The sequence below is a fragment of the Arthrobacter sp. Ld5 genome (genome assembly GCF_051172775.1).
Lineage (GTDB): Bacteria > Actinomycetota > Actinomycetes > Actinomycetales > Micrococcaceae > Arthrobacter_D.
In genome coordinates, this window is the sequence record NZ_JBPKBO010000022.1 from 42,702 (window position 1) to 55,923 (window position 13,222).

The window sequence follows — 13,222 nt, forward strand, 5'->3', positions numbered from 1 at the left end:
CGGAGAAGACCAGAGCCCCCGCCCGTCCAGCCGGACCGGTGCGCATGCCGTCCCCGGCCGCCGCGACGCTCCGCCGCCGCGGGCGCCGCCCATGACCACCACCGTCGCGGGCCTCACCACGGCGACCGCGGTCCGCCTCCTGGCCGAGGACGGCCCCAACGTCCTGCCGCAGACCGCCACCGTTCCGCGCTGGCGGGCGTTCGCCGCCCAGTTCACCCACTTCTTCGCGGTCATGCTGTGGGTGGCGGCGGCCCTCGCTTTCGTCGCGGGCATGCCGCAGCTCGGGGTCGCCGTGACCGTGGTGGTCGTCATCAACGGGGTGTTCTCGTACGTGCAGGAGGCCCGGGCCGAGCGCGCGGCGTCGCAGCTGCGGGCCATGCTCCCGGCCCAGGTGCTGGTGCGGCGCGACGGCGCGGCGGTGAGCATCCCGGCCGCGGAGATCGTGCACGGGGACGTGGTGCTCCTCTCCGCGGGCGACAGGATCCCCGGCGACGTCGACTTCACGGCGACCGGATCCTGCACCGTGGACGAGTCGATGCTCTCCGGGGAGAGCGACCCCGTGCCCAAGAGACCCGGCGATGCGGGATTCGGCGGGACCTTCCTGGTCAACGGGAACGCCGAGGCGGAGGTCACGGCCACCGGGGCGAGGACGAGGCTCGCGGCCATCGCCACCCTGACCGCCACCGCCGAGCCACCCCAGAGCCCCCTCAACGTCGAGCTGCGCCGGGTGGTCCGCATCATCTCGGTGGTCGCCCTGACCTTCGGCGGGATGTTCTTCGCGGTCTCCCTGCTGTCCGGGACGTCCTGGCGGAATGCGTTCCTGTTCGCCATCGGCGTGTCCGTGGCCCTGATCCCCGAGGGCCTGCTGCCCACGGTCACGCTTTCCCTGGCCATGGGCGCGCAGCGCATGGCGCGCCGGAACGCCCTGGTGCGGCATCTGCAGGCCGTGGAGACGCTCGGATCCACGACGTTCATCTGTACCGACAAGACCGGCACCCTGACGCAGAACCGGATGAGCGCCGTCGAGGTGTGGACGCCGCAGGGCGTCGTGACGCTGAACGGCCTCGGGTACGCCCCGGTCGCGAGCGTCACCGGCGGCCCCGACGCCGTCGCGCGCGCACGCCGCCTGGCGTCCGCGGCGCAGGCGGCGTCCCGCGGACGGGCCGTGCTGCACGGGGACCAGTGGGTAGCCGAGGGGGACCCGATGGAGGCGGCCCTGGACGCGCTGGTCCGCCGCCTGGACCGGCCCGGCGCAGGACGCGGCGCCGGGAGGGACGCCGGCGGGCTGGACGCCGTCGGGCACGGCGCCGACGCGGAGGTTGCCGTGGAGGCCCGCTGGCCGTTCGACCCGGCCCGCAAGCGCGAATCCGCAGCCGTCGCAGGACTCCTGCTGCTGAAGGGCGCCCCCGAATCCGTGCTGCCGCTGTGCGTGGCGCCGGTGCAGCTCGGGGCGTGCCAGGCCGCGCTCGACGAGATGGCAGGACGTGGGCTGCGCGTCCTCGCGGTGGCGGAGCGGGTGCTGCCGGCACGGCCCGGCACGCCCGGACCGGGTGTGCCTTGGCCGGAGGATCCGGGCGACCTCGAGCGGGACCTGACCCTGCTCGGGCTGGTGGGCCTGCACGATCCGCCGCGGGAGTCGGTGGCGGAAGCGCTGCGCGCCACGCGGCGGGCCGGCATCAAGGTGGCCATGCTCACCGGGGACCATCCGACGACGGCGGCGGCGATCGCCGAGGAGATCGGGCTGCTCGGGCCCGACCGGACCGTCCTGGAGGGCAGCGACCTCCCGGAGGATCCGCACCTGCTCGGAGCCCTGCTGGACCGGGACGGAGTGGTGGTCAGCAGGGTGTCCCCCGAACAGAAGCTCGCGGTGGCGAAGGCCCTGCAGCTGCGCGGGCACGTCCTGGCGATGACCGGGGACGGCGTCAACGACGGACCGGCCCTGCAGGAGGCGGACATCGGCGTCGCCATGGGCGCGAGCGGCACCGACGTGGCACGGGAAGCGGCGGACCTGGTGCTGCTGGACGACGACTTCGCGACCATCGTCGCCGCCGTGGAGCAGGGCCGCGCCACCTACGCGAACATCCGCCGGTTCCTCACCTACCACCTGACCGACAACGTCGCGGAACTCACCCCCTTCGTGGTGTGGGCGCTGTCCGGCGGGAGCTTCCCGCTGGCGCTCGGGGTGCTGCAGATCCTGTTCCTGGACATCGGCACGGACCTCCTCCCCGCCCTGGCCCTGGGCGGGGAGAAAGCCAACAAGCGCGCCATGGACTGCCCGCCGGACCGCCGGCACCTGATGGACACCCGGCTGATGGTGCGCGTCTTCGCCGTCCTCGGGCCCGTGGAGGCCGTCTTCGAGATGACGGCCTTCACCCTCACCCTGTGGCTGGCGGGGTGGCGGCCCGGTGAGGAGTTCCCCCCTGTCGGGGTCCTCGCGGCGGCGTCCGGGGCGGCGTTCACCACGGTGGTCCTGGCGCAGCTCGCCAACGCCTTCGCGTGCCGGAGCGAGTCCCTGCCCCCGTGGCGCCTGGGCTGGCGGACCAATCCGCTGATGCTGCGTGCCGTGGCCGTGGAACTCGTGGCGCTGCTCGGGTTCCTGTTCATCGTGCCGGTGGCCGCCATGCTCGGGCATGCTCCTCCCACGGCAGCCGGGCTGCTCGTGGCGCTGCTCTCCATGCCGGCCCTGCTGGCGGCGGACTACTGGCACAAGCGGCTCATGCACCGGAAGACGCAGGTCCCGGCCGCAACCTGATCCGCGCGGTGCTGCCGGGCTCCACCACCGTCAGGCGCCGTCCCACACGGACGCGGACCGCATCGGCGGTGCTCTCGGCGGCGACCACCGTCAGCGTGTCCTTCCTGAGGGTGATGGCCAGGGGTAGGCCCCGGTACCGGATCCGGAAGGAGACCTGCTGCAGCTCCGTGGGCAGGCGGGGGGTGAAGACGAGCGCATCGGCGTGCATCCGCAGTCCCGCGAAGCTGCGCTGGACCACGTCCACGCTGCCGGCCATCGCCCCGAGGTGGATCCCCGTGCGTGTGGTGCCGCCCTGGGTGTCGTCGAGGTCGGCGTCGAGAGCGTCGCGGAAGGTGGCCCACGCCCGTTCCGGGTGCGACGCCGCGAGGACCGAGGCGTGCGCCACGCGGCTGAGGGTGGAGCCGTGGGCCACGCGGGCGAGGTAGTACTCGACTGTCCGCGCCATCTGCTCCTTCGTGGGCGCGTAGCCCATGCGGCGGAGCCGGCGCAGCAGTTGGTCCTGACCCAGGAGGTAGAAGAGCATGAGGACGTCCGCCTGCTTGGAGAGCTTGTACCGGTTGGTGGTGTCCCCCTCGGCGCCGAGGAGCAGATCCAGCCGTTCGATGGTGCCGTAGGTCCGCCGGTAGTGCTCCCAGTCCAGTTCCTCGAGCTGCTCGTACCCCGCGAACTGGCTGATGACGCCGTCGTGGAAGGGCACGTGGAGCAGGCGCGACAGGTGTTTCCACTGGTCCAGCTCCCCGCCGGTGATGTGGAGCCGGCGGCGCAGGTCCCGGCGGTCGCGGCCGCGGACGGCGTCCATGATCCGCGCCGGGCGGGAGCACACCCAGGACGCCATGACGTTGGTGTAGGCGTTGTCGTCGACGCCCTCTCCCGGCCGGCCCGGGTAACCGTCGTGGTACTCGTCCGGCCCCACCACGCCGCGCAAGTGGAACCGGCCGTCCCCGGCGTCGAACTCCGCCGCGGCGGCGAAGGACCGGGCCACCTCGACGATCAGGTCCGCGCCGTGGCCCATGATCCACTCCCGGTCCGCGGTGGCCTCGTAGTACTGCCAGGCGTTGTACGCGACGGCGAGGCTGCCGTGGCGCTGCAGGTGGGAGTGATCCGGTGTCCACTGTCCGGAGTAGCGGTTGTAGAGCCAGGGCGGGGTGTCCTCGGTGCCGTCGCTGCCGCTGCGCCAGGGGAACATGGCGCCGGCGAGACCGGCGGCACGCGCCCGGTCCCGGGCGGCGTCGAGCCGACGCCACCGGTAGTCGAGCAGGGACCGGGTCACCGACGGCAGGCGGGACGTCATCAACGGCAGGACGAAGAGGTCGTCCCAGAAGATGTGCCCCCGGTACCCCTCGCCATGGAGTCCGCGCGCGGGGACGCCGGCGTCGAGCTCCGCCGTGTGCTGCGACAGGGTCTGCAGCAGGTGGAACACATGGAGATTCAGGATGAACTGGGTCTGCCGGTCGGCGTGCAGGTCGAAGCCGAACAGGTCCAGGAGCGGCCGCCATGCGTCCTCGTGCGCGGCGAGCGCCCGTGGGAGGCCCCCGGGTGCCCGGGCCAGGACGGAGAGGGCCGCGGACAGCGGCGTGGACACCGCGCGGTCCCTCGAACTGACGACGGCGACCGTCTTGCAGACGGTCAGCGGCACCCCGTCCACCAGGGCGGCGGCGTGGTGCTGCAGCCAGCGGGAGGGGGCGGACCCGCCGTCGGGCTCCGCGCCGGGGGCCGGCGTGCTGCTCACCGCGGCGGGGGCGCCGTCCGGCCCGGTGAACGTGACCTCGGACGCGACGGCGATCCGGACCAGGCTCTGCCGGGTCGACACCTCCACGGACTCGATGCCCGACCGCACCCGGCGGTCCAGGACGCGGAGGTGCCGGCCCCCCAGAGCGGCGTCCTCGGGGACGTTGCCGTTCACCACGTCCGCGTCGAGGCCCGTGCGGATCTCCACGGCACCGCTCCAGCCGCGGGCGGTCAGCGTGGTCTCGAGCAGCGCCAGTCCGGGCTGGGCCATGGAGACGATGCGCCGCTGGTGGACCTCCAGCCGCCGGCCGTGCGCGTCCTGGAGCACCGCCCGCCTGAAGAGGACGGCCCGCTTCAGATCCAGTTCGCGGTGCTGCGCCGTCATAGTCAGGCCGCCGTCGGACCACCACGCGCCGGGCGGCAGCCGGAGGTCGAGGGGGAGCCAGTTGGGGAGGTTGACCAGGTGCTCGCCGTCCGCCTCCTCGCCGTGCACCAGTTCCGAGCACCGGTTGTAAACGCCCGCGAGGTACGTGCCGGGGTAGTGGACGGCGCCGGCGACGGCCTCCGGGGCGGCGCCGCGCGTCGCCATGCGGGCGTTGCCGAGGGTGGTCAGGGCCTCACGATGACCCTCGTGCCAGGGGTCGAACCCGTCGTAGATCAGGTGCCACCGGTGCGAGAGGACCAGGCCCATGTCCAGTTCACGCGCGTCGTCGAGCACCATGTGGGCTCCCGCGCGTTCGAGCGCCGTCCGCTGCTCCGCGCGGTCGATCCCCACGATCAGCCCGAAGCCGCCGGTGCGGGCGGCGGCCACGCCGCTCGTCGCGTCCTCGATGACCACGGTGCGGGAGGGGCGCGCCTTCAGCTGTCGTGCTGCCTCGAGGAACGTCGCCGGTTCGGGTTTGCCGGGCAGGCCGAGCTCCGCGGCCACGGTCCCGTCGACGACGACGTCGAACGCCCCCTCCAGCCCGGCGGCGGCGAGCACGGAGGCGGCGTTGCGGCTCGCCGTCACGAGGGCGCAGGGGACCCGGCTGTCCTGCAGCCGGCGGATGAGTTCCACCGTGCCGGAGAAGGCCCTCACCCCGTGCCGCCGCAGCTCCTCGAGGAACAGGGCGTTCTTGGCCGCCCCCAGGCCCTGCGCGGTCCAGGCCTCCGGCGGGTCCGACGGCGTCCCGGCCGTCAGGTGGACCCCGCGGGAGCGCAGGAACACGGCGACGCCCTGCTCGCGGGGGCGCCCGTCCACCCAGGCGTAGTAGTCGGCGTCGTCGAAGGGGCGCACGTCCGCGCCGGCCGGCACCCGCGGATCCGTGAGCACGGCGTCGAACAGCTGTTTCCACACGGCCCGGTGCACCGACGCCGTGTCCGTGACCACGCCGTCCAGATCGAAGATCACCGCGTCGAACGGGGACGCGGTCCCCGCGACCGTCGGGGAACCCGACCGGCGCCGCCGGGCGCGGTTCCGCAGCGTCGCCGCCTCGGTGCCGGCCGCGCCTGCGGCAGGGCCCGCGGCGTCCGTGCCGCCCTCCCCGACGGCGTCGACCGCGTCGGTTTCGCCGGTCCCTGCGACGTGGGCTTCGTGGGAGACGCCGTCGACGTGCTCAGGTCCCACCGGAGCCGCCGCCCAGATGCAGGACGGCGGCGCCGTCGACGCGGTCCGCCGCCAGGTCCGCCAGGGCGCGGTCCGCCGCCGTGAACGCGTACGGCTGGACGGTGGGCCTGAGCGGTATGCGGGCGGCGAGCGCCAGGAGTTCCCGGCCGTCCGCCCGGGTGTTGGCCGTGACGCTGCACAGCCGGCGCTCCTGGAAGAGCTCGTCCGCGTAGTGCAGCACCGGGATGTCGCTGAGGTAGATGCCCGCGACGGCCAGGGTGCCGCCGCGGTCCAGGGCGCGCAGGGCAGGGGGGACCAGGCCGCCGGCGGGCGCGAAGAGGATGGCGGCGTCCAGTGGTTGCGGGGGTTCCTCCGCGGCTGTCCCCACGAAGGCGGCGCCCAGATCGGCGGCCAGGCGGCGGGCGCTCGCCGAGCGGGTCATGACGGAGACCTCCACGCCCTCGAACAGCGCCACCTGCGCGGCCAGATGGGCGGATGCGCCGAAACCGTAGATGCCGAGCCGGCCGCCGGGCCGCACCCCGGACCGGCGCAGCGCCCGGTACCCGATGATCCCGGCACAGAGCAGCGGGGCCGCCTCGTCGTCGGAGAACCCCGGCGGCACCGCGTAGGCGAAGGCCTCGGGCACGGTCACGAGCTCGGCGTACCCGCCGTCGTCGTCCCAGCCGGTGAAGCGCGGGGACAGGCACAGGTTCTCGTCGCCGCGGCGGCAGAACCGGCAGGCCCCGCAGGTCGAGCGCAGCCACGCGACGCCCACCCTGTCGCCCACACCGAAGAGGCTGCAGCCCGGCCCGGTGTCCACCACCTCGCCGATGATCTCGTGCCCCGGCACGGTGCGCGGATGCTTCGCGGGCAGATCGCCCTCGACCAGGTGCAGATCGGTCCGGCAGACCCCGCACGCGCGGACGCCGACCAGCAGTTCACCGGAGCCCGGCACGGGGTCCGGCCGGGTGCCGGACACGAGCGCCGGCGTGTTCCCCGCGCCGGTCCCGGCCCCCGGGTCGCGGGCGTCGTCGTCAATCCACCAGGCGCGCACGCCCCACCGCCCGATCCGGGGCGGGACAGGCGCCGACCGCCCGATGCCGTGTCGGGCCGTGGACCTGTCCGCCGACCTCGAGCGACATGCGCACCCCCTGGGTAGAGGCCTCATCGTACGCTTCGGCGAGCTCCCGGTGCGCTCCCGGTGGGCGGCTCGCCCGGGCCGGGTGGCGCGCGCCGTCGGGGCTTCCCCGACACCCGGGTTCCCGGCGTTTCCCCGACGTCCGGGTTCCCGGTGGTCGGCCGCGCTTCGGTCCTGGTGTCCGGCCGCGTCTCGGAGAGCGTCGGACGGCCTTCGGGCGCCCCCGGTGCGAGAATGACCGCATGCCGCACCAGGGAACACCCGTCGGGCGGGTCCACGCGCTGTACCGCTATCCGGTGAAGTCGACGTCGGGCCAGCCGCTGGTCACCGCCGCCGTGACTTCGTCAGGCCTCGAGCACGATCGCCGCTGGGCGGTCTACACGCACGACGGCGGGATTGCCAGCGGCAAGCGTACCCGCCGGTTCCGGCCGGTCCCCGGGCTCCTGGACTGGACGTCGGAGTGCGACGGGCCCGACGGCGTCCCCCTCCTCCGCAGCCCCGCGGGCGTCCCGTACCGGGTGGATGACCCCGCAGCCTCCGAGGCCCTGACGGCGGGGCTCGGCCAGGAGCTGACCCTGCGGGAGGGGACCACCCTGCAGCACCACGACGAGTCACCGCTCCACCTGGTGACGACATCGTCCCTCGCCGCGCTCGCGGACCTGCTGGGCGGCGCGATCGATGAGCGCCGCTTCCGCCCGAACATCGTCCTGGACACCGGCTCCGCCCCGCTCTTCCTCGACCGGAACTGGGCGGGGGTGGAACTCGCGATCGGCGACGACGTGGTCGTCACCGTCGACGCCGGCATGCCCCGCTGCACGATGATCGACCAGCCGCAGGCGGGAACGGCTGCCGGGCCCCGCGCGCTGAAGGCCCTTTCGGTCCACAATGGGGTGGAGTTCGGGGTGCAGGCCCGCGCGGACCGCAGCGGCGTGGTCAGCGTGGGAGACCTCGTGACCCTGCGAGGTACCGCGTCCTGATACACCACGGAGGAGAGAGCTGATGCGCACTGTGACCTACTCGATGGGCGTCTCCCTGGACGGCTACATCGTCGGACCCGATGACGGCTTCGACTTCACCATGCCGGACGAGGAGGTCTTCCGGTCCGCCATCGACGAGCTCCGCGGGGTCGGCGTCCACCTGCTGGGGCGTCGGCTCTACGAGACGATGCTGTACTGGGAGGGCGTCGACCTTGACCCGTCCGCCGACGAGCCGGACCGCGAGTGGACCGCGCTGTGGAAGCGGGTGCCGAAGGTGGTGTTCTCCCACTCGCTCTCCGCGGTCCGGGGGACCAACACCCGCCTGGCGTCCGCGAGCCTGGCGGACGAGATCGCGCGGTGGCGCGCCGACCCGGCGGAGGGGGACATCGCGATCGGAGGGGCCGCCCTCGCCGAGGAGGCGGCGGCGCTGGACCTCATCGACGAGTACCGGGTGCGGGTCCATCCGGTGCTGGTCGGGGGCGGGCGTCCGTTCTTCCCGCCCCACCGTCGCCGCACGGGCCTCGAGCTGATCGGCAGCCGGGTCTTCGGCTCGGGCGTCGTGATCTCCCGGTACCGCGTGAAGCGCTGACCTCAGCGGGCGCTCACCCGGGCGGCGACGGCGACGATCTCCTGCATGTAGGGGGCGACGACCTGCCGGGAGATCCTGCAGTCCAGCAGCAGGACGCCGTCGTCGTCGCCGGCCAGCCACCCCTCCACCGCGGCGAGGTCGTCGAGCGAGGCGATGGTCGCCGACCGCGCCCCGAACGCCGCGGCGACGGCGGCGAAGTCCACCTCGTCGATGAGCATCGGCCCGGAGTCTATGCCCCGAACGGCATATTGATGAATCTCGGCGCCGTAGGCGGCGTCGTTGAAGACCACGATGACGGCGCGGCGTGCGGTGCGGAGAACGGTCTCGAGATCGGGAAGCGCCATGAGCGCGCCGCCGTCGCCCGTGCAGAGGACGATCGTGGAGCCCGGCAGCGCGCGGGCGGCGCCGACGGCGCTGGGGAAGCCGAGGCCGATGGTCTGGTAGGCGGTGCCCACCATGATCAGGCGGTTCGGTGCGGGGACATGCAGGTAGCCGGGCGCCCAGCCGATGAAGTGGCCGCCGTCCTGCACGATCGTCCGGTCCGCGGGCAGCATCCGGTCCAGCGCGCGACAGAGGCTGCGCGGATCGAGGCGCCCGTCGGGCGCGGTCGGCTCGCCGTCGTCCCGGGCGTCATGGGCGTGCAGGGCGTCCGCTGCTGCGCGTGTGCTCCACCGCCGCCCACCCTCGCGGAGTTCGACCGCGGCCAGGAGCGCCTCCGCCGTGAGGCGCGCGTCGGCGTGCAGGAAGTCGGTGACGACGGGCGAGGTGGGGCCGGCGGCGACATCGGACTGGATGATCCGTGCGTCGGGGTCGAAGGCGTCGCCGAAGCGCATCGTGAACTGGTTGAGCCGCGCGCCGAGGACCAGGACGACGTCGGCCTGCCGGATGAGATCGGCCGTGCGCCCGGAGGCCCAGCCGCCCGCGATGCCGAGGGCGGCGGCGTCGTCCCCGAAGAGTCCGGCCCCGAGGCCGGAGGTTGCGGTGAGCGCGCCGAGACGGTCCGCGAGCGCTCCCGCCGCCGCGCCCGCCCCGCTCACCCACGCGCCGCGACCGGCCAGGATCAGGGGCCGCTCGGCAGCCGAGAGCAGCGCCGCGGCGCGGTCGACGTCCGCGGGGGCCGGTACCGGACGGGGGAGGGGCGCCGGCGCCGCGGGGGCATCCTCCTCGGCGGCCTCGGTGGCGGCGAGGTCGTACGGGATGGCCAGGACCACGGGCTCGCGGTGGCGGAGCGCGTGCTCGACCGCCGCCGTCGTGACCCCCAGCGGGTGGGCGGCGGACACCGTGAACGTCGTGACGCCGAGGCCCTTGGCCACGAGGCACTGGTCGACGTCCCACACGCGCATCCCGGTGGTGGGGGCGTCACCGACCACGAGGACCAGCGGGATGTCCGCCTGCGCGGCCTCGGCCAGCGGGGTCAGGGCGTTGGTGAACCCGGCGCCGTACGTGGTGGTGGCGACGGCGAGGCGGCCGCCGGCCCGGTGGTAGGCGTCCGCCGCGGCGACGGCCCCGGCCTCGTGCCGCACCGCGGTGAAGTGCAGCGACGGCGAGGCCATGACGGCGTCGAGGAAATGCGCGTTCCCGTTGCCCATGACGCCGAACACCTCGGCGGCGGCGGGCAGGAGGGCGGCGGCGATGCGGGCGGAGACGGTGGCCATGGTCGGGTCCTTGCAGGCGATGTCCCCGGGGCGCTGGTGCAGGCACACGGTCACCCGGGGACCGGTGGGTGAGTTCCGTATGTGCCTCGGGCTGCGTCGCCCTTATTGCCTCTTTTTCAGGCACGGTGCCCGTGGCACCCGACGCTTGCCACTATAGCGGGCGGACGGTGCCGTTCCCGGCGTCGTCCGCGTCCGGGCGTCCCGGTGTCCGGGCGCGATCCGCCCACCGGCGCGTCGGTCGGTGGGCATCCCGGACGATGCCCACCGACCGGGTGGTCGGTGGGCATCGTCCAGGAGAGGGTCGGGTCGGGCCCGACGGCGTCGGACGGTCAGGCGCGGCGGCCTGCCGCGGTGCCGGCGTCGGCCTGCTCCGCCTCGAGGGGTGCGCCCTTGGTTTCTTTGACCAGGGTGGCGCCGAGGAAGGAGACGACGCAGAGGCCCATGATGTAGAGGCCGATCGAGCCGGACCAGCCCGTGCTGTTCAGCAGGGCCTGGGCGATCAGGGGCGCGAAGGCGCCGCCGAGGATCGCGCCGAGGGCGTAGCCGATGCCGATGCCGGAGTAGCGGACGTTCGCCGGGAACATCTCGGCGTACATCGCGGACATGGGGCCGTAGGAGAGCCCGAGCCCGATGGTCAGGACGAAGATCGCGATGCCGTAGGCCCAGACGTTCCGGGTGTCGATCATCATGAACATGGGGATCATCCAGACGAAGATCAGCCCGTACCCGATCTGGAAGGTCCGCACGCGCCCGATGCGGTCCGAGAGGATGCCGCCGTAGAGGGTGAAGATCAGCCAGCCGAAGGACGCCAGGAGCGTCGCCAGGAGCACGGGCGGCGCGGGCATGCCGAGGGTGCGCTGGGCGTAGGAGGACAGGAACGCGATCACGAGGTAGCCGGCCGCGTTGTTGCCGATGAAGATGACGGCGGCGAGGATCACGGGCCGCTTGTGCGTCCGCATCAGGTCCCGCAGCGGGGTCGCCGTGTCCCTCTTGCGCTCGATCATGCGCTTGAAGACGGGGCTCTCCGCGACGGCGGCGCGGATGAAGTAGCCGACGACGATCAGGACGACGGACAGCAGGAACGGGATGCGCCACCCCCACGCGAGGAAGTCCTCGGGGGACAGGGAGCTGCGGATGAGGAACAGCACGAGGGTGGCCAGGATCATGCCGACGGGCACGCCGATCTGCGGGTAGGCGCCCCAGAAGCCGCGCTTGTTCACCGGAGCGTGCTCCACGGCCATGAGGGCTGCGCCGCCCCACTCGCCGCCGGCGGAGAACCCCTGGAGGATGCGCAGGAGCATCAGGAGGATGGGAGCCCAGACACCGATCTGCGCGTAGGTGGGCAGCAGCCCGATCAGCGCGGTCGCGGAGCCCATCAGGACGAGGGTGAAGACGAGCATCGCCTTCCGCCCGATCTTGTCCCCCAGGCGTCCGGCGATGACGGCGCCCAGAGGGCGGAAGAAGAAGCTGATGCCGATCGTGGCCCAGGCGACGAGCTGGGCCAGGCCCGGGCTCTCGCCCTCGAGCGGTCCGAAGTAGAGGGACGCGAAGACCAGCCCTGCGGCCTGGGCGAAGATGAAGAAGTCGTACCACTCGATCGTGGTGCCGACCATGGTCCCGGCGAGGACCTTGCGGTCCGCCGCGCTCATGCCGTCCCGGGACTGCGCGTCCGGACGCTCTGACGCTAGTGCCATGAAAAACCCCTTTGTTCTCCGATGTGTCCTGCTGGCGTGATCCCTGCGAAGGCGGGCGCCGGCATCGTCGGCGTCGGGCGCAGGATCGTATACGAAGAGTAGGGGTGCGCCGGCGTGGGGTCAAGGGTCCTCGACCGCGGATCGGACGCTTTTGGTCGTAGTGTTCACGCGAGGGCGGAATGTTCTTTGGGTAACCCGGAGCGATCCTCAGTAGTGTTTGACCATGGCCACCTTCCTCAGAAACAGCCGCGCCGCCGCGCTCCCCGCCAAGCTCTCACGATCCTGGCTGCTGGCCTCCGCGGCCTCCGAGGACACCTTCATCCCCGCCCTCACCTCCGAGGCGGACTCCGTGGTGTTCGACATGGAGGACGCCGTCCCGGCAGCGGACAAGGCAGAGGCACGCGAGCGCGTGGTCGAGGCACTGTCCACCGGCATGACGGCCTGGGTGCGGGTCAACGGCATCGAGACGGAGTACTGGGCCGACGACCTGGCAGCACTGTCCAAGGCGCCCGGACTGCGCGGGGTGATGCTCGCGATGACGGAGAAGCCCGAGCAGGTCACGCACACCGCCATGCGCCTGCAGGCCGGGACGCCCGTGCTCGCGCTCATCGAATCAGCGCTCGGCATCGAGAACGCGACGGCGATCGCCAGCGCGCCCGGAACGTTCCGCCTCGCCTTCGGCGTCGGTGATTTCCGGCGGGACACCGGAGCATCGGACGACCCGATGGCGCTCGCCTATGCGCGGTCGAAGCTCGTCGTCGCCTCCCGCGTGGGACAGCTTCCCGGCCCGATCGACGGCCCTACCGTCGGAGCCCTGGGGGAGGAACTGCTCGAGGCCTGCAAGGTCACGGCCTCCATGGGGATGACCGGCAAGCTGTGCCTGCTGACGGACGCCACGGACACCATCAACCGCGGCCTGTCGCCCAGCGAGTCCGAGATCAGCTGGGCCGCCGAACTCCTCCGGGAGCACGCCGCCGGAGCCGTGGTGGGTGACGGCTCCTACCTGCCGCGACTGGCCCGTGCACAGAAGATCTCCTCCCTCGCGGACTCCTACGGGCTCTGGAACGCCTGACCGGAAAAATTCTTCGCACTCCTTGCATCCAA

General features: G+C 73.1%; 8 protein-coding genes. 4 read left to right on the top strand and 4 right to left on the bottom strand.

Annotated features, from left to right (window positions below; all coding sequences use genetic code 11):
• Positions 1-91: 91 nt before the first annotated feature.
• The gene (locus tag ACSGDB_RS10945) at positions 92-2,752 is read left to right on the top strand and encodes a cation-translocating P-type ATPase (protein ID WP_434994726.1); all 2,661 of its coding nucleotides are present in this window, start codon (positions 92-94) and stop codon (positions 2,750-2,752) included.
• Here ACSGDB_RS10945 and ACSGDB_RS10950 read toward each other — a convergent pair.
• Positions 2,715-6,086, bottom strand: a complete 3,372-nt coding sequence (locus ACSGDB_RS10950) for an HAD-IA family hydrolase (protein ID WP_434994728.1) — start codon at positions 6,084-6,086, stop codon at positions 2,715-2,717. The genes ACSGDB_RS10945 and ACSGDB_RS10950 overlap by 38 nt on opposite strands.
• The gene (locus tag ACSGDB_RS10955; protein WP_434994729.1) at positions 6,076-7,119 is read right to left on the bottom strand and encodes a zinc-dependent alcohol dehydrogenase family protein; all 1,044 of its coding nucleotides are present in this window, start codon (positions 7,117-7,119) and stop codon (positions 6,076-6,078) included. Before ACSGDB_RS10955 ends, ACSGDB_RS10950 begins: the two co-directional genes overlap by 11 nt.
• Before the next feature lie 326 nt (positions 7,120-7,445).
• Here ACSGDB_RS10955 and ACSGDB_RS10960 point away from each other — a divergent pair, with 326 nt between their 5' ends.
• Positions 7,446-8,180 (top strand): MOSC domain-containing protein, encoded by a 735-nt coding sequence (locus ACSGDB_RS10960; protein ID WP_434994730.1) that lies wholly within the window; start codon positions 7,446-7,448, stop codon positions 8,178-8,180.
• Between the two features lie 22 nt (positions 8,181-8,202).
• The gene (locus tag ACSGDB_RS10965; protein WP_434994731.1) at positions 8,203-8,769 is read left to right on the top strand and encodes a dihydrofolate reductase family protein; all 567 of its coding nucleotides are present in this window, start codon (positions 8,203-8,205) and stop codon (positions 8,767-8,769) included.
• Positions 8,770-8,771: 2 nt separating this feature from the next.
• Here ACSGDB_RS10965 and ACSGDB_RS10970 read toward each other — a convergent pair whose 3' ends face one another.
• Both ACSGDB_RS10970 and ACSGDB_RS10975 read right to left on the bottom strand, forming a co-directional pair.
• Positions 8,772-10,424, bottom strand: coding sequence for a thiamine pyrophosphate-binding protein (locus tag ACSGDB_RS10970; protein WP_434994732.1), 1,653 nt, complete (start codon positions 10,422-10,424; stop codon positions 8,772-8,774).
• Positions 10,425-10,753: 329 nt separating this feature from the next.
• The gene (locus ACSGDB_RS10975; RefSeq protein ID WP_434994733.1) at positions 10,754-12,118 is read right to left on the bottom strand and encodes an MFS transporter; all 1,365 of its coding nucleotides are present in this window, start codon (positions 12,116-12,118) and stop codon (positions 10,754-10,756) included.
• Positions 12,119-12,341: 223 nt separating this feature from the next.
• Here ACSGDB_RS10975 and ACSGDB_RS10980 point away from each other — a divergent pair, with 223 nt between their 5' ends.
• Positions 12,342-13,190 (top strand): HpcH/HpaI aldolase/citrate lyase family protein, encoded by an 849-nt coding sequence (locus tag ACSGDB_RS10980; protein ID WP_434994735.1) that lies wholly within the window; start codon positions 12,342-12,344, stop codon positions 13,188-13,190.
• Positions 13,191-13,222: the final 32 nt, after the last annotated feature.